A 21,946-nucleotide genomic window follows, 5' to 3' on the forward strand; every position below is an offset into this window, starting at 1 on the left:
CACAATAATTGAGTTGATTGCAGCCGTTTGGCTGCAATCAGACAACTTATCAAGCAATCGTCACAGGAAATGCAATCACATCACTGATTTTTTCTGCATTTAGCGCCAACATAATCAGGCGATCGACCCCTAATGCCACTCCTGAACATTCAGGCAACCCATGAGCCAGTGCATCTAGTAAACGCTCATCAATCGGGTGCACAGGTAGCTCCATCGCAGCACGACGGCGGTTATCTTGTTCAAAACGTTGACGTTGTTCGCTAGCATCGGTTAACTCGCGGAAACCATTCGCTAACTCCATACCTTTAAAGTAAACCTCAAAACGCTCCGCGACACGGTGATCTTCAGTGCTAATTTCAGCCAAAGAAGCTTGCGTTGCAGGGAAATGATAAACCACCGCAGGTTTTTCTTTACCAATATGAGGCTCAACGCCCACCGTAAACAACAGCTGTAATAAAGTATCTCTATCTTCTTCTTGATCCGCAATATTGCTCAGATCTAAACGTGCAGCAACCTCCCTTAATTCACTTTTTTCAGCAGAGAGAGGGTCAATATCTAAATGACGTAAAAACGCTTGTTGATAAGAAAGAAGTTCTGCACTTTCGCAATCTAGGACTTGCTGAAGCAAGTCATCAACCTCGTTGATTAGACGATACATATCATAATGAGGACGATACCATTCAAGCATCGTAAATTCAGGGTTGTGATGCCTCCCGGCTTCCTCATTACGAAAACTACGACAGAGCTGGTAAATTGGCCCACTACCCGCGGCAAGCAAACGCTTCATATGGTATTCAGGGCTAGTCATCAGATAAAGCTCAATCCCTTGTGCAGCACCCGGCCCGACAAAACGGGTATTAAACGGAACAAGGTGGATATCTGTGATGGTTGCCTGACTCATTGCTGGGGTTTCCACCTCTAGCACGCAGCGCTCAGCAAAAAAACGTCTTATTTCAGCGACGATCTTTGCGCGCTGCAACAGGTTAGCGATGGGGGCACTGGGCTGCCAGTCCGCTACTTCACTCATTAACATAACTCCAAAATAAACATAGTCGCGCAGTTTACTCACCTCTTGCCCTACAAACAATGCATTCGCTCTAAGCAAATGCAATGACGCTGTAATAAACATTGTAGGTACACAAACATGTAACAAGGTAAGCGGATTGATGCGCGATTATCCTCTGCTTCAACCGATTAAGCAAAAAACCTTTTCGCATAATGATTGGCAATTGATGCCTGTAAGGCAAAAAGATGATTATTTTTTATATAATGTTAACGTGGCGTTATAAATGAAGAATATACAAAAATATTCTGAAAAATGATCACGACAAGAATTACAACATCGAAATTAGATATTTAAATATTGATTAATTAATCCATAAATCGATATTTGGAATAAATAAGACCACTTGAGTAAATTTTTGTTATATTTTGCTCTGAGCCTTGTTGTGCGAACTATTTCAGTTAGATTTTAGCGCTGCTTACACACCTAAAAATAATGGTAATCATTTGAATTTCCATTTTTTTACTCTTCATCAAACTTAAAATGCCAATCATGAAAAAACAATTAACAAAAACTTGGTGCAGATCACATTTTATGGGGTTAATCACCTAAAACCCCCCTCTATATCAAATTTATCACTGGGACTATTCGCTATAATTCCCAGCATGATAACTCATTATTAGCTATTATATTATTTACTAATAAAAAAAGAGAGTTTTGCAGGATCACCTAAGTGGCTCTGACAAATAAATAGCTAAGTATCAAAAGTATTTAAAAGAATTTATCAATTTACACTTGAACAATGGAGAAGCGCAGTGCAAACCTTCAATGCCGATCTAGCGATTATCGGGGCCGGGGGCGCAGGCTTACGTGCAGCGATTGCTGCCGCAGAAGCAAATCCCAACATCAAGATTGCTCTGATCTCAAAAGTTTACCCTATGCGTAGCCATACCGTGGCCGCAGAGGGGGGATCAGCCGCAGTGACTCAGGCCCATGACTCCTATGACTATCATTTTAATGATACTGTTGCAGGTGGTGACTGGCTGTGTGAGCAAGATGTCGTCGAATATTTCGTCGAACACTGCCCAACAGAAATGACCCAACTGGAACTATGGGGCTGCCCTTGGAGCCGTAAACCAGATGGTTCAGTTAACGTTCGCCGCTTTGGTGGAATGAAAATTGAGCGTACTTGGTTTGCTGCTGACAAAACCGGCTTCCATATGCTCCACACTCTTTTCCAAACATCATTAAAATACCCGCAAATTCAGCGCTTTGATGAACATTTCGTTCTTGACATCATTGTGGACGAAGGCCAAGTTCGTGGTCTGGTAGCCCTCAATATGATGGAAGGCACTAAAGTTCAGATCCGTGCTAACTCTATCGTCATGGCAACAGGCGGTGCAGGCCGTGTTTACCGCTACAATACCAATGGTGGTATTGTGACTGGCGATGGTATGGGTATGGCTTTCCGCCACGGTGTACCACTGCGTGACATGGAATTTGTTCAATATCACCCAACCGGTCTTCCTGGATCAGGGATCCTAATGACTGAAGGCTGCCGTGGTGAAGGCGGGATCCTTGTTAACAAAGATGGCTACCGCTACCTTCAAGATTACGGAATGGGACCAGAAACCCCACTCGGTAAACCTGAAAACAAATATATGGAACTCGGTCCGCGTGACAAAGTTTCACAAGCTTTCTGGCACGAATGGCGTGCAGGACGCACTATCAGCACTCACCGAGGTGATGTCGTCTATCTGGATCTGCGTCACCTTGGTGCAGAAAAACTGCATGAGCGTCTGCCATTTATTTGCGAACTGGCAAAAGCTTACGTTGGTGTTGACCCTGTGACCGATCCTATCCCAGTGCGCCCTACCGCTCACTACACAATGGGTGGTATCGAAACCGATCAAAACTGTGAAACACGCATCAAAGGCTTATTCGCTGTTGGTGAATGTTCATCTGTCGGTCTTCACGGTGCAAACCGCTTAGGCTCTAACTCATTAGCTGAATTAGTGGTATTTGGTCGCCTAGCGGGTGAGCAAGCGGCAAAACATGCAGCGGAAGCGACACCAGCAAATGCAAATGCTATCGAAGCACGTACTCGTGATATCGAAGAAAACCTGAATCAACTTCTCAACCAAAAAGGTAAAGAAAGTTGGTCGAAAATTCGTGATGAAATGGGTCTATCAATGGAAGAAGGTTGCGGTATCTATCGTACACCTGAGCTAATGCAAAAAACCGTTGATAAGATTGCAGAATTGAAAGAACGCTTCAAACACGTTGAAATCAGCGACCATAGCAGCGTCTTCAATACTGACCTTCTTTACACCATCGAACTCGGATTTGGTTTGGATGTTGCAGAATGTATGGCGCATTCAGCGATTAACCGTAAAGAATCACGTGGTGCACACCAACGTCTCGACGAAGGCTGCACAGAGCGTGATGATGTGAACTTCTTAAAACACACATTGGCATTCTATAACCCTGAAGGCTCACCTCGCCTTGAATACAGTGATGTGAAGATTACTAAATCTCAGCCAGCAAAACGTGTATATGGTGCAGAAGCTGAAGCTCAAGAGAAGGCAAAGAAGGAGCAAGCTAATGGATGATATGAAACACTTAAAAATGGAGATCATGCGCTACAATCCAGAAACGGATAATGAGCCCCATTTAGTGGCATATGATGTCCCTTATGATGAGCAAACCTCGTTGCTGGATGCTTTAGGTTATATTAAAGATAACCTTGCGCCTGATCTGTCTTATCGTTGGTCGTGCCGTATGGCGATCTGCGGTTCTTGCGGCATGATGGTTGATAGCGTACCAAAACTGGCCTGTAAAACCTTCCTGCGCGATTACCCTGAAGGGGTGAAAGTGGAGCCATTAGGCAACTTCCCAATCGAACGCGATTTGGTTGTTGATATGACTCACTTTATCGAGCGCCTAGAAGCGATCAAGCCATATATTATTGGTAACGATAGAAAACCATCAGAAGGCCCGAACAAGCAAACCCCAGCACAGATGGCGAAATACCATCAGTTCTCTGGCTGTATTAACTGCGGCCTATGCTATGCGGCTTGTCCACAATTCGGTCTTAACCCTGAGTTCATTGGGCCAGCAGCGATTACATTAGCAGAGCGCTACAATCTTGATAGCCGTGACCATGGTGCGAAAGAACGTATGCCATTGTTAAATGGCGATAACGGTGTCTGGAGCTGTACGTTTGTAGGCTACTGCTCTGAAGTCTGTCCTAAGCATGTCGACCCTGCGGCGGCAATTCAACAAGGTAAAGTTGCCAGTGCGCAAGACCTTGTCATCGCCATGCTGAAGCCACGATAAGGAGAATTGAAGTCATGACAACAAAACGTAAACCCTACGTCAGGGAAATGAAAGGCGACTGGTGGCAAAAGCTTGGTTTCTATCGCTTTTATATCATGCGTGAAAGTACTTCCGTACTACAAGTTTGGTTCAGCCTGCTTGTTCTGTACGGCGTATTTGCTCTGAAAGGCGGCCCTGAATCATGGGCTGGCTTTGTGGGCTTCTTGCATAACCCAATCGTTTTGATCATTAACATTATTACGTTAGCAGCAACGCTACTGCACACCACAACATGGTTTAAATTAGCGCCGAAAGCTGTCGCGATTATTGTTAAAGATAAGAAAATGCCAGATGAGCCTATCGTAAAAGGCTTTTGGGCATTAACCATTATCGTTACAGCGGCGATCTTAGCTATCGCGCTACTATTTTAATCCAAGGAGGATCTGATGAATCTAACGCCTAAACGTTCCGATGAACCGATTTTCTGGGGATTATTTGGTGCCGGTGGTATGTGGAGTGCGGTTATAGGCCCTGCAATTATTATCCTACTGGGGATTTTAATTCCGCTAGGCGTCGCACCTGAAATGCTCAGCTATGAACGCATTATGGCATTCTGCTCTAGCTTTATTGGCCGCGTGTTCTTATTACTGATGATCATTTTGCCAGTATGGTGTGGTATGCACCGTATTCACCACACACTGCATGATTTTAAAGTGCATGTTCCTGCGTCAAAATGGGTTTTCTATGGTGCTTCAGCGATCATCTCTGTGATCGCAGTTATCGGTGTATTTACTCTGTAAATAACACCTAACCACTAACCACCAATAAAAGCAGCGGCTAGTTAATTTCTAGCAGCTGCTTTTTTATTTGCTAAGCTGTCTGTGGCTTAGGCAGCCGATTCGATATCAATAAAGTCAAACAACATAAAGCAACAAAACCGCCTACATAAGTTAAATGCATACCAACCAAATAACTCACCACAAGGGGAGTTGTACCGCCAATAATGGTCGATGAAACATTATAACCAATACCCAGTTCTGTCGCCTGACCATTCGCTTTTGCAGCCATCATATATGCCCAATTGCACAACACCATTGTGGCAAAAACCATCATGGTCAATAGCGCAAAAAATACCAATTCAATCACCTGACTCGTCATGACAAAATAGAGGGGAACCGAACACAAAATTGTTCCAATCACCCCAACACGATATATTTTTTCTGCTGAGCTATACTTATCGGTTAGCCAAGCACATATCGCTATAAACACAAACAATAGACTGGATAAAACTAACGAATAAACACTTTTCAATCCGCCAATATTTAAATATTCACGAATTAAAGAGGACGATAAATTCATTGCGTAAAAAGTAATCGCTCCCGGAACAGCGATAAGAAAGATATGAAATGCGAGATACCAGTTGATATGGCGACGTTCACGATAATTCATTGGTAAATTCGGTAAACGCGAACGAAACCAAAAACTGGCCATAATATTGACAACACCTAGCAGTAAAGGAATACGCCAACCGATTGTCTGCATCGTATAGGGATCAAGTAGATCCTCTAGCAATAGCACGACAGCCAAAGAAACGATAACCCCTGTTAACCCACTTCCTGTCATCAGAGCGGATATTCGTGCATACTCATTCTTTTTTGCATCATGCAATAAATAGGTCGCTAGCGCAGGATATTCCCCTGCATAACTAAACGACAAAATCATTTGTAGTATCAATATAACAAATGGTGTATAAGCCCCCAATAACGATATTGGCAAAAATGCCATGCACAATGTTGAAACCCCAGTAATAATACTGGTTAAAATCAATGCATTCTTTTTGCCAAACTTATCTGCGTAACGACCAATTACATAGCCACCAATAGGCCGGGTAATAAACCTTAAAGCAAAGATCCCCCATACCATTTCTGTGGCTTGTTGATAGCCTTGACGTTCTAATTCAGCACTGAGATACATGGATATTGCTGCAAATACGGCAACATCGTAGTATTCCAAAGCATTTCCCATGACAGCGCCAAATCTGAATCTCCATTTCATGCTAATTCCTTAATATTGCATCCTTTAAAAGGATATAATTATATGAATTTTATTAAAAATCAGCTAAAACGCCGAGACAGGCTAAAGTTATGCCATGCTCTTTCAACACCTTAAACAAGCCGCTTGAAGAAGCATGAGGGCAACCCAATTTATCCTTAATATTTTGTATTCGCTTGTGCTCTGAAGTTTCAGAGCACCCTTGAATATAGCTAATTTCTTTTATACGGTATTGTGATAGCAACAGACGGATGGTAATGATCTCTTTGCGAGTAAAACGAATATTTCCAAAACGCATATATTGGTGAATATCAAGCAGCTCAACGGAATTTTCATCAGCCTCGGTATTATTTATTGAAGTAATAGAAACTTCAGCGCGTAAAGGAAGAGCTATCTCTGTATTTTTTAACCATATTCTTTGCGCGTAGTCGGCAATAATTGGTTTATATTTATAAATAGCTAGTGTCTCTGCGACTGACAAATGCTTATTTGTATTAATAGAGATAATATTGAACACATCATCATGCTGACTACAAAAGTCCACTTTCATAATGTTTTTACTATTTTTTGAAAATGTTGCATTATAAGCGTTTGAATAATTATCCCAATACTGTATTCCTGAAGTGAGTCTTTCTTTTATTAGTAGGTCTAAATCATCATCCCAACATGTTAACAACCAGTCATAGTTCGTTGTAATACTATTTAAATTTTTATTTTTAATGTCCACACTGACGAAAGACAAATCAATGTCATTCCAATCAAAATGATTGGAGAAGTATTTTTTAAAATCCGAACAAGTTTTTTCTAGTCTTTTATTTTTTACATCCATGAAAATCACCTTGTATTATAAAAAAATTCCATTTATGAGGACGATATGAAATTATAAGTTTAATTAATTGACAATTAATGTATTACCATGTCGATACTAAAAAATCAACGTACATCAATTATGTTATAATTCTTAGAAGATAATAAATTAAATATAAGCATTTAAATTTTAAATAAAATTAATCATGACACCTAGACAAGCTAATGTCACGCCATGCTCCTTCAAAGCATTAAATAACCCACTTGAAGAAGCATGAGGGCAACCCAATTTATCCTTAATATTTTGTATTCGCTTATGCTCAGAAGCTTCAGAACATCCTTGAATATAACTAATTTCCTTTATACGACATTGTGATAATAACAAACGAATAGTAATCATTTCTTTACGGGTAAAGCGGATATTTCCAAAACGCATATATTGATGAATATCGAGTAGTTCGTTAAATGGACGCCATAATTCTTCAGTAGATTTTGGAATTAAAGGAGTTTCGGCTCTAAGGGGTAGATTCATTTCAGGAGATTGACTCCATATTCTATGAGAAAAATCAGCAATTACGGGATGATATTGATGAATATTAATCATATCTATCATTGAAAAATTTTTTTTTGAATTTATTGAAAATATTTCATAGCTATCTAAGTATTTCGTACAAAAATCTATTTTAAATTTATTTTCATTTAATTTAGATAACGTTTTATTATAAGCATCAGAATAATCATTCCAGTACTGTAATCCTGATCTTAGCCTTTCTCCAATCAATAGGTCTAAGTCATCACCCCAGCAAATTAGTACCCATTCATAATTACTAGATATTACATTCACTTTTTTATTTTTTATGTCAACACGAGTTAAAGATATATCAATATCATTCCAATTAAAATAATTTAAGAAAGAATTACCAAATTTATTACAAGAACCTTCTAATAGTTCATTTTTTATGTCCATGAAAGTAACCTTAGTATTTTATTCAAACCTCGTGAAAATCATAAAAAAATATAGACCGAGCTAAAAACATTAAGTTAATAAAATAAACATCAGCACGGTCTAATTATTATATTTAATTAATAATATCTATAGAAACGAGCTAATCGCTCTAATCCAACTAATATTATTCCATGTTTAGTCATTGTCTTACGTAGTTCTTCAAGTGATGCATCAGGGCAACCCAATTTTTCTTTAATACGTTGAATTCGTTTTAATTCAATGGTATCTGTACATCCCTGCATCACACTAATTTCACTAATCTTACAATTAGATAATAGCAATCTCAGTGTTACTGCCTCTCTGTAGTTAAAGGATACGTTACCAAAACGGATAAATTTCTCAGTGTCTACTAACCCAGCCCGCTGCTGCTCATCATCTAATAGCGGAAATTGTCTCGCCTCTATATCCGCTCTTAATGGCAAAGCCAGACTTTGATTTTTTTGCCATGCTTGATGTGCATAATCTGAAACATCTGCACGATAAAAGTAGATATCCATAAGTTCATCAACTGAAAGGGTTCTCTTTGAACTAATGGAGAATATCTTATAAACATTTCCATAGTTGTTGCAGTAATCAATTTTAAAGCCATTTTTTTCTGTCTTTAAAAGTGTATTTCTATAACTCTCTGAATATCCATCCCAGTATTCGAATCCGACCTCTAATCGTTCACCAATTAGCAAGTCTAAATCATCCTCCCAATAGGTTAATAACCATTCATAGTTATTTGTAATAACATTTATTTCTTTATATTCTATATCAATACTTATAAAAGATAAATCAATGTCATCCCAATCAAATAACTCCTCAAAGTGTTTTTTAAAATTCGAACAAGCTGTTTCTAATGCATGATATCTGATATTCATAAAAATCCTTTTCTATCACTTGATTAATTAAAGGTTAAAATAATTAAGAATAAAAATTAGTATAAAATCATAGCTAATTAGCTAAAATTTTTTCATACTTGTATTCCTTGATAACTTTATCACTCAATTTATGTTTAAAATATGCAGAAAAATCGCCCCTTGAATTTCTGTATTATGACAAATCAATCAGCGTATCAAGGCATGCCAATGTCACCCCGTGATCTCTTAAAGCTTTAAATAACCCACTCGGAGAAGCATGTGGGCAATCGAGTTTTTCTTTAATATTTTGAATGCGTTTATGCTCTGACATTTCAGAACAACCTTGGATATAGCTGATCTCTTTCACTCGGCAATGAGACAATAACAATTTGATCGTTAACATTTCTTTAGCGGTAAATCGAATATCACCAAAACGCATATGTTGATGAGTGATTAGTTGCTCACCCAATTTTTGATCCGAATTGTTTGTAGGAAGCGAAATTTCTGCTCTCATCGGTAAAGCTATTTCAGGGTTTTTCTTCCATACTTGATGTGCATAGTCAGAGATTATTGGCCGGTACTTATAAATACTTGCCATATCAGATAATGATAACTGCCTATTAGTATTAATCGTTATAACTTCAAAACTCTCATTTTGGTTCTGACAAAAATCGACTTTTAAATTACTTTTATCTGCTCTCGCTAATGTTTTTTTAAATGATTCTGAATAGCTACTCCAATACTGAATACCTGGGTTTAATCTTTCGTTAAGTAGTAAATCCAGATCATCATCCCAACACATCAACTGCCATTCATAATTATTAGAAATAATATAAATTTTTTTATTTTTCACATCGACACGAAAGAAAGTAATGTCAATATCATTCCAATCAAAATGATTAACAAACTCTTTCTTTAAATTCAAACATGTATTCTCTAATAAATGATTTTGTATATCCATGATATCCCTCTTATATTATTTAATTCAACGTTAATTTAGGTAATCGATAAACAACAAACCGACTTACACCACAAACGGCTAAAAAAATACCAACAAAAAATAAATTAATCTCAACTAGATAATTAATGACTAAAGGGGTGATCCCTCCCAAGACTGTTGCTGCAATATTAAAACCAAATGCTAATGTTGCTACCTTTCCTTGTGCTACTTGTGAAAGCATATAAGAAAAATTACAGAGGATCATCGCAGCATAAATAGTCATAATTGCCTGAGAAAGTATAAGAAAAATGGTAGAGCTCTGGCTAATGGCGATATAGAGAGGTACTGATAAAATTACCATTCCCAATACGCCTAAGTTAAAGACCTTTTCAGGAGAACTGTATTTATCTGTCAACCAGCCACAGATCAACATGCATATTAATAGCGAGCATGATAATGTTATGCCATAAATACTTTTTAGATCTGTGATGTGTATTTTTTCAATAATAATTGATGCTGAGATATTTTGAGCGAAGAAAATAACCGTGCCCGGTATTGTCAGTAAAAATATATGGCTCGCTTGTAGCCAATTAATTGCTCCATTGTTTTTCGTCGCAATAACCTGATTTGGCAATTTAACCCTAAACCAAAAACTGATCATTATATTGACAACACCAAGGAACAATGGAATGCGCCAACCTATCGATTGCATGACTTCAGGTGTTAACATTCGCTCTAAAATAAAAACCAAACTCAGCGAGAGAATAACGCCTAGAACAGAGCTACCACTGATAATTGATGAGACTTTAGCTTGCTCATGGCGTGTTGTGCTTGCAAACAAGTAAGTGATCAGTGAAGGATATTCACCAGCAAAGCTCAACGACAGCGCCATTTGTAAAACCAAAATCGCCATTGGCGTATAAGCCCCCAATAACTCAATCGGCAATAAAGCCATACACAACGTTGCGGTGCCTGTAATAAAGCTAGTTAAAATCAATGCGGACTTCTTACCAGCTCTATCTGCGTAACGTCCTATCATATAGCCACCGACAGGGCGAATAATAAAACGTAGTGCAAATATCCCCCACACCATCTCGGTTGCTTGCGAATACCCCAACCTTTCCAGTTCTGCACTTAAATACATGGATATTGCTGCAAATACGGCCACATCGTAGTATTCCAATGTATTACCTAATGCAGCGCCAAGCCTAAATCTCCATTTCATGTTACATGATGTCCTATTATCATTAATATAAAAACATTAAAAATCACTGTGTTTTATATTTATTAGATGGGGAATTAATTAAATAATTTAAATTGTAATTTATATATTTAAACTCAGTTTCTTCATTACTATCTTTCTCTTTTGTAAAATATTTGCCAGTATTGCCGATAAACAACATAACACTATAAATATACCGACATAAGCCAAATGAATGCCAACTAAATAGCTAATAATTAATGGTGTTGTTCCACCTATAATGACACCTGTTAAATTAAAACCAATACCTAAAGTTGTCGCCTTGCCATCGGATGCTCTAACCATTTGATCGGCAACGTTGCACCAAATCATAGCGAAGCAAATTGTTATCAATAGTTGAGAAATAATAATTAATTCAATAATTCCACTCTGCATAATGAAATAGAGTGGTATAGATAGAGAGATCCCCCCCCAAATACCGATATTGAACACTTTAATTGAAGAACTATATTTATCTGTTATACAAGAGCAAATCACCATCGCAATTAATAATACACTTGCGGAAACCATTCCATAAATACTTTTATAATCACCAAGCTGTAAATGTTCTACAATTAAGGATGATGAAACATTTTGTACGTAAAAAGTCGCTGTTGCAGGTGTACCGACTAAAAATACATGCAATGAACGAGACCAATTTATCGTTTGATAACCGACTGAAGAAATAGGTTCGTTAGGTAGTTTTGCTCGAAACCAAAAACTGACCGCAATATTAATTACCCCTAAGAACAAAGGGATCCGCCACCCCACACTCTGCATCATTTCACGCGTCATCACGCTCTCTAGCACGAGTACGAGACCCAATGAAGCAACAACCCCTAGTAGTGAACTTCCACCTGATAGAGAAGATATTCGAGAACGTTCATTGTCTGGAGTATTATTAATTAAATAGGTAATTAATGATGGATACTCCCCTGCATAGCTAAATGAAAGCGCCATCTGAATAATTAAAATCGCTATTGGTGTATGATTGCCAAGCCATTGAATTGGCAAGAGCGCCATACAGAGTGTTGCGGTGCCTGTAATAAAACTTGTGAGTATCAATGCGGATTTTTTACCGACCCTATCTGCATAGCGACCAATCAGATAACCGCCAATAGGACGGATTAAAAAACGTAAAGCAAATATTCCCCATACCATTTCCGTTGCTTGTGAATATCCCAAACGTTCTAGTTCTGCACTTAAATACATTGAAATTGCCGCAAATACCGCAATATCATAATATTCAAGGGCATTACCTAAAGCGGCACCAAATCTAAATTTCCATTTCATTTTTTATTTCCTATTTCCATAGAGGAGATTCAATTCAAAGCTATATTAATGACTATTAATATCTACACCGTATATTTTTCTTATTTAAAGAATTAGCTTATGAAATATAAATACAGTCTGATTCATATTTTATTTTTTAATTATATCTTATGTATTTAAAATAAATCTTTTATCAATGTTGTTTTCTTTTTTAGAAAATTAGAGAGTAATGCAGTCGAACTACATAATGCGACAAACCCACCTACATAAGCTAAATGAAGTTCTACTAAATAGCTAATAATTAATGGTGTTGTTCCACCAATTACCACCCCTGTAAAATTAAAACCAATACCAAACGTGGTTGCTTGCCCATCGGACGCCCTAACCATTTGATCAGCAACATTGCATAGGATCATAGCAAAGCAGGCTGTTGTCACTAATTGCGTGATAATAATAAGTTCAATGATGCCACTTTGCATAATGAAATACAGTGGTATAGATAAAATAACAACCCCCCAAACTCCTGCATTGAAGGTTTTAATGGATGAACTATACTTATCGGTCAGATACGCACATATGATCATCATAATTAATAATAAACTCGACGCAATCATTGCATAAGTACTTTTATAGTCATTCAATTGCAAGTGTTCAATAATTAATGATGAGGAAATATTTTGTACATAAAAGGTTGCCGTTGCAGGTACACCTAATAAAAAAACGTGCAGTGAACGCGACCAATCTATTGGTTTATAATTTTCTGAAGATACCGGTTGATTAGGTAATTTTGCTCTAAACCAAAAACTGACTGCAATATTCACAGCGCCTACTAACAAAGGAATGCGCCATCCAACGCTTTGCATCATTTCATGGCTTAATAATTTTTCTAAAATAAATACTAACCCTAATGAGATCACGACACCTAATAATGAGCTACCGGCCGCTAAAGAAGAGACTCGTGAACGTTCAGTTGCAGGTACATCATTAAGTAAATAGGTTACCAAAGAAGGATATTCACCCGCAAAACTAAACGACAACGCCATTTGTAAAACTAGAATCGCCATTGGTGTATATGCTCCTAATAGCTCAATCGGCAATAAAGCCATACATAACGTCGCGGTGCCTGTAATAAAACTAGTGAGTATCAAGGCCGATTTTTTTCCAACTCTATCTGCATAGCGCCCTATTAAGTAGCCACCTATAGGTCGAATTAAAAAGCGCAAAGCAAATATTCCCCATACCATTTCCGTTGCTTGTGAGTACCCTAAACGTTCTAACTCCGCACTTAAATACATAGATATCGCTGCAAATACTGCAATATCATAATATTCAAGTGCATTTCCCAAAGCAGCACCGAATCGAAATTTCCATTTCATACCATTTTCCTTGTCTTTTATTCTAAAGATATAAACTTCATTATTTATAACCCATTATTATTCCGATAAAATGTTCATGAACGTTTTATGTTAATGGGTATGTAACTCGCTAATAACTTGTATTTATATTAATTAAACATCATTCATTAATTTCAGTTAATGATTTAATTGTATTAAACATATCTTTAACACATCAAAAATCAGATTTACAGTCCCTATTTATAAATATTTAAAAATAATCAATCTTTGTTTATTTTTATTATTCACACAAACACGCCACTATATTTAATTAAACGCAGAATAATTATATTTGATATTTAATTATTCAATAATAAATGGAGGTATCATGAAAGAAGATTGGCACCCTGCGGATATCATTGCAGCAATAAAGAAAAAGGGCTCATCACTCTCCGCAGTATCACGCCTCGCCGGGTTAAACTCATCAACACTGAGTAACGCTCTTGCTCGTCGTTGGCCTAAAGGGGAAAGGATTATTGCTGACTTCTTAGATTTACATCCCGCAGATATATGGCCATCGCGTTATCTTGAAAAACATCATGAGGTAAAGAATTGAATATTATGAGATGCTGAAATTACGAGATAAGATCATACCCAAATCAACCAATAATCAAATCGTTGATTTGGGTATTTTATTTATAGTAAAGATCTACTGATAATTATTTAGAGTATATATTTCAAAAACGATATTCAACACCACCACTAACCGTTCGGCCACGTCCTAATGTGTTTGATAAACTTTCACCAAAACTCACCACATAGGCTCGATTAGTTAAATTCTCAACATTTACCCTTATGGTTAAATCATCAGTCACTGCATAACTCGCGTATAAATCAAATAAGGTATATTTAGGCCAATCTGCTAAATAAGGCTGATTTGTTTGCTGGGAGCGATCTTGAAAACCGGGTGTAAAACGCACAACAACACCACCATCGAGTTTTCTATCAAAAGCACGACCACCTAACGTAAAGGAACCACGATCACCGGGTAAATTGGCCGAGCTGCTGAATACGGCTCCGCTATCGCAGTTAACATAATTATTGGCGCTTTCGTTGTCTTCAACATACCAATTACCTGGCCCAGTATCCTTACCATATTGCTCTACCCCCCCTAGCCATGCAGGATGAGCACAAAATTTGTTTTTACCTATCATATGAGTGAATGTTAAATCGGCATATACAAAGCCTGCATCATAATTAATTTGATATTCAAATCCTCTAAAGCGTGTTGTATTTAAGTTATTACTGTATGCAGCATTACCAATACTTGGATTAACCATGCCCGGTTTAGTGCGATTAATTGCAAGGTTAATATAGTTATCCACTCGCGTATCAAAATAGGCAACTTTCGCAACTAACCGGTCTTCCTCAATAATCAATTCGGGATAGTTGATATTCATCCCCACTTCCCATGCATTGGAACGTTCGGGTTTTAAATAGGGGTTCGGGAATTGTGTTGAAGAGCTGTGTGCACTACCCGTGGTTAGTGTTTCAGTAATCGCAGGCGGGCGCCATGAACGGCCATAGCTGGTGAATAGTTCCATCCACTCTAAATTAGGATGAATAGCCAGTTTAATATTTGGCGAAAATGCACCTTCTGATTCATCAACATCCCACGTTCTATCGATTTTTACACTTTTACAGTTACGTAATCGGGCTTCTTTACAAGGCGCATCTTTAGTAAAGGGAAAAACATTGTAACTCATTGCTGTTTTTCCCTTTAAATTATAATAGTCGTAACGCATCCCACCTTCTAACGTTAACCAATCATCGTATTCATAGGTTAGTGTTGCAAATAATGAACTTAATGAACGTTTACCATCTGGCGTTACGCCTCCAGCTGATTCACGAGTCGAATCACTACTGGCTTTGTCTTGGAATGATTCCACCCCATAATGCGCCTTCAATACGTTATAGCGATTAAATTCAATTTCTGAATGATTCTCTAACTGTAAGCCAAGCGTTTTAACCCGTGTATCGGTTTGATAGCCATTATTGATCACTTGGCTCGTTGCGTAGGTTTTACTGTCATCATGAGTATCAACAAAATACAGCTTACTTTTAAATTCAGTACTCCATGCCGTATCACTGAATTGCGTGTAATCCAATGCGTAATTTTTCGTGGTAACATCGCTGAAACCACTACTTTTCCACCCCAGTTTATATGGCCAAACGTTACCTAAATTAGTTAATGTTCCTGCATTAGGGGTTGCAACCTTAGTTTCTAGATAATTGAATTGTAGACGTTGTGAATCACTGATATTCCATCCTGCTTTTGCTAAATAGGATGTCATTTGATAATTACTGTCGCTAATACGACTATGCTTTAAATCATGAACAAACTGATCATAGTGACCTGTATCATTATTAACACGTATATCGCCAATATCACCATGAGTACCCGGTTTATAATCACCCAGTCGTCTTTCACTAGCCGCGAAAAGCAAATCAGCCTGTTCATTACCTAACGCCAGCACAGTACTGCCAATAAAGTGAGTATTATTAGTTCCTGTGCTTGCATGTATTTTTCCACCAAAAGTCTTATCTTTTGATAAGAAATCAGAAGCATTTACTGTAGTAAAAGTAGCGACCCCACCCAGAGTTCCTCCACTTCCCATACCACTGGTGCTTCCTTTTTGAATTTCCACGCCCGAAAGCAGCTCAGAATCAATATACATGGTGCCATTGCGTTGCCCATGACCACTTTTTTGAAAGTTTTGCCGCATACCATCAATATTCATGTTAACGCGGCCATAATCTTGAATACCTCGAATATTGACCGATAAAGCAGGATCTTGTTGGCTCATACTTGAATAGACCCCCGTCGTCATTTCAAGCACATCTGCAATATGTTTAGGCGGGCGATCTTCGAGTTGTTTTTTACTAATAACACTTATAGAAGAAGGTGTGCTGTATACCCAATCGCCTTGCTGAACGGGTGTGGCCGTCACCGTCATTTTATCTAACATCACAACTGAGTCATCGGCCTGCTTGCGGCTAATCGATATACGATTATTGTGGATGCTAAAGTGAATAGGATTAGAACCAATTAGCTGCTGTAGCCCTTGATTAGCCGACATAGTACCCTGTACTCCTTGGCTTCTCAGACCTGCCACCTCTCGGCTATCTAGCAGTATCTCAAGGTTAGCTTGCTGTGCATACTGGATCAGCGCTTGATCTAAAGACTGAGCCGGTACTGAAAATGCGATTTTCCTTGGTTGTTGCTGCTCCTGCGCATAACTAGCAGAAGGGGCAATCGCTAAAGACATCAATGCAAGGTGAATACTAACTACTGCTTTTTTATAATGATATTTTTTCTTAGTCATTTTCCATCCCAATAAATGATAATGGTAATAAAAATCACAATCACTTAGATTAAGACGAAAAAACTAAACAAACCCGTAAATAATTTTTTAAAAAATTGTGATTAATATATTAATGTGAAAAATGGGACTTCATAAGCGGCTAAATCATGAGACTTATTCAAATTTTCAATAGCGCTCTCTAAACCTTTCACTTGGAAAACACCACTCACCTTTTCATTTCGCTTACTCAATAAAATGATAGGTTTATTGCGATAGCGGTTAATTTCACTAATCACATCTTTCAATGCACGTTGATGAAAAATGATCTGCCCTTCACGCCAAGCAGATGAGTGATTATTTTTAACTGCGGTAACCGGCCAAATTTTTTGCTGGTAATGGGTCGAATAGCCTTGATTAACAACCTCGCTTTGCCCTGATAATAAAGATACCTGTACGCTGTGTTGATAGACATTAACCTCAACATCACTATCTCTATTTTGAATTGAAAACTCAGTTCCTAATGCCTGAATAGCACCATTATTGGCAATCACACGAAACGGTCTCAATTCTCTTGGGTTAGTCGGTGCTACCGTAAAATAAGCCCTCCCCTCAATTAAATTAACCTGTCGATAATCAGTATCAAAAGCGAGTGATATTTGGGTGCCACTATCAAGATCCACTACACTACCGTCCGGTAATGTTATTTGCCGTATTTCTCCCGTTTTGGTGTAGTAATCAGCAGTACTTTGATGGTTATAAAGCCAAAAAAAGCTGAAAAATATCGCCAAAAGTACGGTCGCAACGAGTGACTGTTTTCCATAACGCCATACGGATTGCTTTCTTTTTACCGTAACAACAGTGTTCCCTGAATGTGTTAACACCCACAGCTGACGAGCACGATAGTAAGTCTCTTGATGCTGTTCTGAAGCCGCAATCCATCGTTCAAACTCTTGCGACTCTTGTTTGGTTAGCTCTCTCGATGTCGTTTTGACTACCCATAAAGCGGCTGCATTTTCAATTTCAGAAGGAATATCTGTCATATGATCCATCCTTAATCCCTCCATTTATGGATCAACATTGCCAAAGCACTTGCGAGATGTTTTTCAACCGTGCTGAGTGAAATATTTAATATTTCAGCAACTTCAGTTTGTGTCAGCCCTTCTACACGGTACAAATGAAATATCTCCTGAGTTCTTTGTGGCAAACTTTGAATAATGGCTTGTATTTGATCTTGCTGTTGTTGACTAATCGCTTGGGCTTCAAGACTTTTTTCTTTGCTTGGAAACGCATGCCATTGGCTATCATTCAGCAACGTTGATGGCTGCTTTTTTTGTTGGCGAAAATGATCAACCATCAAGTTTTTAGCTGTACGATACAAATAAGCATCAATATCATGAATTGATGAGCACTTCATTTGCTCTGCCATCCGAGCAAAGCTCTCCTGCATGATATCCATACTAAGTGCATGGTCTTTAAGGTAAACATTAAGGTAACGACATAAAGAAGAGGAATGGCGAGCAAACAGCGATTGTAACTCTTGATCAGACATGTGAAAGCCACAACACCAATATGAAAATGAGAATTATTTACATAATATCGCTAATTTACAGGGAAAGAAACTGCCATCTGTAGGATAATCACTTTGTGGTTTTTTTTGAGTTCAAAAATAATAATACAAGGAAGGTTATAAAATAAGTGAAATACAAGTTTGCAATCATATTTCACTTATCACGAGAAGTTGCTAGCTGGAGAGTTTCAAACCGATTAATCCGACAACAATACAGCCAAGGCTTAACAAACGAAATATATTGGCTGATTCGCCAAGGAAAATAATCCCTACGATTGCTGTACCTACCGCACCAATACCCGTCCAAATCGCATAAGCTGTGCCTGCAGGTAAATCACGCATTGCAGTGGCAAGTAACCCCATACTTGCAATAATTGCCACCGCCGTAATAACGCTTGGTGTCAGACGCGTAAAGCCATGTGAGTACTTCAAACCAACTGCCCAAACAATTTCTAATAAACCTGCACAAAAGAGGATGATCCAAGCCATTGCTTCTCTTCCATAATAGCCGGGGTCGTCCCCATGAATTAAAAACGCTAATATTCAGGTCGTCCTGAAAACGCTATGTGAAACAATATTATAAATACTCAAATTTGCGAGCTCAAGGGATAAAAAAATAACAAACTAACGACTATTTGTCATAACAATTAACTTATTTTTACTTTATTTTAACCTAAGCGCATCTTTTCTATCGCCGATTGCGGTGTCCGAGAGTAGAGTAGAAAGCTTATAGATGGCAACTATTGAGAAATGGCATGAGTTTTAAAGACATTTTACTGGCACTTTGTGTGGTTATTATATGGGGCGTTAACTTTGTTATCATCAAACTCGGTGTAACAGCACTTCCTCCTCTATTACTTGGCGCGCTGCGCTTTGTGTTTGTTGCATTCCCTGCGATTTTTTTCTTTAAGCGCCCCAAAGTTCCACTAAAGCTGCTGCTAATATATGGGTTAACCATTAGTTTTGGGCAATTTGCTTTTCTGTTTTGTGCAATACGCGTTGGCATGCCAGCAGGGATCACCTCAGTGATCCTACAATCGCAAGCTTTCTTCACACTGCTCTTAGGCGCTGTGATCTTAAAAGAATCTCTGCAGATCACCCATTTTATTGGCATGCTGATCGCGGTTGCTGGACTAACCATTTTAGCCAAAGGTGCAACGACAGGTGGCTTAGATGACATCCCGCTCTTAGGGTTGATATTTACGCTTATTGCCGGTTTTTCATGGGCTTGTGGTAATATTACCAATAGAATGATCATGCAAAACCAAGGTACAGAGAAATGTAGTGCACTTTCTTTAGTTAGCTGGAGCGCACTGATCCCAATCATCCCATTCTTTGTTAGTTCATGGATTTTTGAAGGTGAAGAAGCGATAAGCCGAGGGTTAGCAGGTTTTGACTGGCCCCTTTTTGGCACCATTATTTACCTCGCATACCTATCTACGTTTGTGGGATATGGATTATGGGGCGTCTTATTAGGCCGCTATGAAGCATGGAAAGTCGCACCTTTTTCATTGCTAGTGCCATTGTTTGGTTTAAGTAGCAGTGCATTATTTCTTGGTGAACATATTAATAAAGTACAAATTGCTGGGCTCACATTCATTATGCTAGGGCTAATTATTACCTTGTTTGGTAAAAAATTAATTCAACGCTTAAGAAAAGCTTAGACTTCATGTGACTGCTCTCCGCCGTAAATGGCGAAGCTTCCCACTTCTCAGGCCGCTACCGCTTGTATCACGGATTTACGCTGGCCTCCATGGGCTGAAACGACGAGTCCCGCCGCCCGTAATTCCAATATGCCTTTATGTCGAATGTTAAGGGCCGCATTAATATCACGGTCATGCTCAACTCCGCATTCGGGACATTGCCAAATACGCTGATGTAACGGCATATCCGCCATTTTGTGACCGCAGCAGTGACAGGTTTTTTGAACTGGCGAACCATTGATCCAGTTTCACCAGATGCCCCCCTTTTTCTGCCGCTTTGTATTCCAGTTTTGTGATAAAACTGCTCCAGCCCGCATCACCTATCGCTCGTGCCAGATGATGGTTTTTCATCATATTTGCTGACTTCAGTGTCTCGACAATCACCGCTTGGTTTTCGTCAACGATTGCACGAGAGTGTTTGTGTTGAAAATCAGCACGGGCATTGGCGACCCGTTCGTGTACACCGGCGAGTTGCCTTCGAGCTTTACCACGATTTGCACTGCCTTTTTGCTTACGTGATAACGCTTTTTGTTTGCGCCGTAAATTTCGGCTGGCGTTAATGAGGTGTCGCGGGTTGGCGACCTTATCACCATTCGATTTGATGACGTAATGGGATAACCCCATGTCGAGGCCGGTGATAGTGGTGACTAACGACGGTTTCGTGGGCGCTTTAGTTTCATCATCACAAAGTATGGAAGCGTAGTATTTGCCCGTGGCCGTTTTGGACAGGGTGATGCTTTTGACTTTTCCAACAATGTCACGATGGAGATGAGCCTCTATCGGTGCCAGTTTCGGAATTTTAACTGCATTGTCCAGCACCTTTACCCCAACGCAGTGATAACTCGATTGTTTACCGTGCTTGCGTTTAAAGACAGGGAAACGCGCTTTCAGCTTTGGGTTGAAAAAGTTGGAGAAAGCCATATCAAGATTGATAACGGCTTGTTGTAATGCAATGGCATCGTATCGTTTTAACCACGAATATTGACGCGATTTTTTCGCTATCGCCAGTAGAGGTTTTAGGTCTTTCCGTGGGCTTAAACTGATACCCTTGTATCGATAAATATGCTTTTTGATATGTAGCGCTTTGTTGTACGCGAAACGCACGGCACCAAACTGGGCGTTAAGGTATTCCGCCTGTTCTGGTGTCGGATAGATGCGTACTTTTGTGGCTCTTAACATTGTCAGCGCTCATTGATAAAGTGTCCATATATTATCATGATGAAAGGCCATTTCATTGAGCCTATTGCATGGTTCTTTGGCGAAGTTTCTCCGAAAAAGATACCCTGTCAGTCAGCGGAGCGTCTATTTGATTGTGCCACAAAGTCCCTCAGGAAGCGCACTGATGATTGCTTTTAAAAGCCCTCAGGGCTTTTCACCTTATATCTCCGCCCGCATTGGGCGAAGGTTTACGGCGGACTTTGCTAAAGATAGGGGGAAACGCCCCTATTTGGCACTTTTAAATACTTTAGTTAAAATGCATCCCTGAAAATAACAATA

Annotated in this window: 19 protein-coding genes and 1 pseudogene; 6 read left to right on the top strand and 14 right to left on the bottom strand. The window is 38.9% G+C overall.

Going from position 1 to position 21,946, the window contains the following annotated elements:
• Positions 1-49: 49 nt before the first annotated feature.
• Entirely contained in the window at positions 50-1,027 is a 978-nt protein-coding gene (epmA, locus tag AC3Z9T_RS11630; RefSeq protein WP_490126299.1) for an elongation factor P--(R)-beta-lysine ligase, read from the bottom strand.
• A gap of 791 nt (positions 1,028-1,818) precedes the next feature.
• On the opposite strand from epmA, the gene frdA reads away from it, so the two are divergent.
• From frdA to frdD, 4 genes are read left to right on the top strand one after another with little or no spacing between them, the layout of a single operon-like run.
• A complete protein-coding gene (gene frdA, locus AC3Z9T_RS11635; protein WP_490126300.1) occupies positions 1,819-3,615 on the top strand; it encodes a fumarate reductase (quinol) flavoprotein subunit in 1,797 nt (598 codons plus the stop codon).
• Positions 3,608-4,342, top strand: a complete 735-nt coding sequence (locus tag AC3Z9T_RS11640; protein ID WP_490126301.1) for a succinate dehydrogenase/fumarate reductase iron-sulfur subunit — start codon at positions 3,608-3,610, stop codon at positions 4,340-4,342. Before frdA ends, AC3Z9T_RS11640 begins: the two co-directional genes overlap by 8 nt.
• Positions 4,343-4,356: 14 nt before the next feature.
• A complete protein-coding gene (frdC, locus tag AC3Z9T_RS11645) occupies positions 4,357-4,752 on the top strand; it encodes a fumarate reductase subunit FrdC (protein ID WP_319067092.1) in 396 nt (131 codons plus the stop codon).
• A 15-nt stretch (positions 4,753-4,767) separates the two neighbouring features.
• On the top strand, positions 4,768-5,121 hold the full coding sequence (gene frdD, locus AC3Z9T_RS11650; protein ID WP_070929008.1) for a fumarate reductase subunit FrdD: 354 nt from the start codon (positions 4,768-4,770) through the stop codon (positions 5,119-5,121).
• 70 nt (positions 5,122-5,191) lie between these two features.
• Here the strand turns inward: frdD and AC3Z9T_RS11655 are convergent, their stop codons facing one another.
• From AC3Z9T_RS11655 to AC3Z9T_RS11690, 8 genes are all read right to left on the bottom strand, one after another.
• Positions 5,192-6,376: an MFS transporter gene (locus AC3Z9T_RS11655; protein ID WP_490126302.1), complete on the bottom strand. Its 1,185-nt coding sequence runs from the start codon at positions 6,374-6,376 to the stop codon at positions 5,192-5,194.
• 52 nt (positions 6,377-6,428) lie between these two features.
• The gene (locus AC3Z9T_RS11660; RefSeq protein ID WP_490126303.1) at positions 6,429-7,202 is read right to left on the bottom strand and encodes a helix-turn-helix transcriptional regulator; all 774 of its coding nucleotides are present in this window, start codon (positions 7,200-7,202) and stop codon (positions 6,429-6,431) included.
• 168 nt (positions 7,203-7,370) lie between these two features.
• Positions 7,371-8,147 carry a hypothetical protein gene (locus tag AC3Z9T_RS11665; protein WP_490126304.1) on the bottom strand — a complete coding sequence of 259 codons (777 nt, stop codon included), beginning with the start codon at positions 8,145-8,147 and terminating at the stop codon, positions 7,371-7,373.
• A 116-nt stretch (positions 8,148-8,263) separates the two neighbouring features.
• On the bottom strand, positions 8,264-9,049 hold the full coding sequence (locus AC3Z9T_RS11670) for an SH3 domain-containing protein (RefSeq protein ID WP_490126305.1): 786 nt from the start codon (positions 9,047-9,049) through the stop codon (positions 8,264-8,266).
• A 172-nt stretch (positions 9,050-9,221) separates the two neighbouring features.
• Positions 9,222-9,989 carry a hypothetical protein gene (locus tag AC3Z9T_RS11675; protein WP_490126306.1) on the bottom strand — a complete coding sequence of 256 codons (768 nt, stop codon included), beginning with the start codon at positions 9,987-9,989 and terminating at the stop codon, positions 9,222-9,224.
• A 19-nt stretch (positions 9,990-10,008) separates the two neighbouring features.
• The gene (locus AC3Z9T_RS11680) at positions 10,009-11,193 is read right to left on the bottom strand and encodes an MFS transporter (RefSeq protein ID WP_490126307.1); all 1,185 of its coding nucleotides are present in this window, start codon (positions 11,191-11,193) and stop codon (positions 10,009-10,011) included.
• A 99-nt stretch (positions 11,194-11,292) separates the two neighbouring features.
• Positions 11,293-12,501, bottom strand: a complete 1,209-nt coding sequence (locus tag AC3Z9T_RS11685) for an MFS transporter (protein ID WP_490126308.1) — start codon at positions 12,499-12,501, stop codon at positions 11,293-11,295.
• Between the two features lie 155 nt (positions 12,502-12,656).
• Positions 12,657-13,856, bottom strand: a complete 1,200-nt coding sequence (locus tag AC3Z9T_RS11690) for an MFS transporter (RefSeq protein ID WP_490126309.1) — start codon at positions 13,854-13,856, stop codon at positions 12,657-12,659.
• Positions 13,857-14,202: 346 nt separating this feature from the next.
• Between AC3Z9T_RS11690 and AC3Z9T_RS11695 the strand changes: the two genes are divergently transcribed.
• Complete coding sequence (locus tag AC3Z9T_RS11695; protein WP_490126310.1) at positions 14,203-14,430, top strand: helix-turn-helix domain-containing protein; 228 nt, start codon at positions 14,203-14,205, stop codon at positions 14,428-14,430.
• A gap of 121 nt (positions 14,431-14,551) precedes the next feature.
• On the opposite strand, the gene AC3Z9T_RS11700 is transcribed toward AC3Z9T_RS11695, so the two are convergent.
• The 4 genes from AC3Z9T_RS11700 to sugE all read right to left on the bottom strand — a co-directional run bounded on the left by AC3Z9T_RS11700 (position 14,552) and on the right by sugE (position 19,235).
• Positions 14,552-17,200, bottom strand: a complete 2,649-nt coding sequence (locus AC3Z9T_RS11700) for a TonB-dependent receptor (protein ID WP_490126311.1) — start codon at positions 17,198-17,200, stop codon at positions 14,552-14,554.
• A 101-nt stretch (positions 17,201-17,301) separates the two neighbouring features.
• The gene (locus AC3Z9T_RS11705) at positions 17,302-18,228 is read right to left on the bottom strand and encodes a FecR family protein (RefSeq protein ID WP_490126312.1); all 927 of its coding nucleotides are present in this window, start codon (positions 18,226-18,228) and stop codon (positions 17,302-17,304) included.
• Positions 18,229-18,230: 2 nt separating this feature from the next.
• Entirely contained in the window at positions 18,231-18,728 is a 498-nt protein-coding gene (locus tag AC3Z9T_RS11710; RefSeq protein ID WP_490126313.1) for an RNA polymerase sigma factor, read from the bottom strand.
• 192 nt (positions 18,729-18,920) lie between these two features.
• Positions 18,921-19,235, bottom strand: coding sequence for a quaternary ammonium compound efflux SMR transporter SugE (gene sugE, locus AC3Z9T_RS11715; protein ID WP_490126314.1), 315 nt, complete (start codon positions 19,233-19,235; stop codon positions 18,921-18,923).
• A gap of 266 nt (positions 19,236-19,501) precedes the next feature.
• On the opposite strand from sugE, the gene AC3Z9T_RS11720 reads away from it, so the two are divergent.
• Positions 19,502-20,410: an EamA family transporter gene (locus tag AC3Z9T_RS11720; RefSeq protein WP_490126315.1), complete on the top strand. Its 909-nt coding sequence runs from the start codon at positions 19,502-19,504 to the stop codon at positions 20,408-20,410.
• A gap of 47 nt (positions 20,411-20,457) precedes the next feature.
• Here AC3Z9T_RS11720 and AC3Z9T_RS11725 read toward each other — a convergent pair.
• Positions 20,458-21,628, bottom strand: a pseudogene (locus AC3Z9T_RS11725) (RNA-guided endonuclease InsQ/TnpB family protein).
• Between the last annotated feature and the right edge of the window lie 318 nt (positions 21,629-21,946).

This window comes from Providencia sp. 6390, assembly GCF_058148425.1.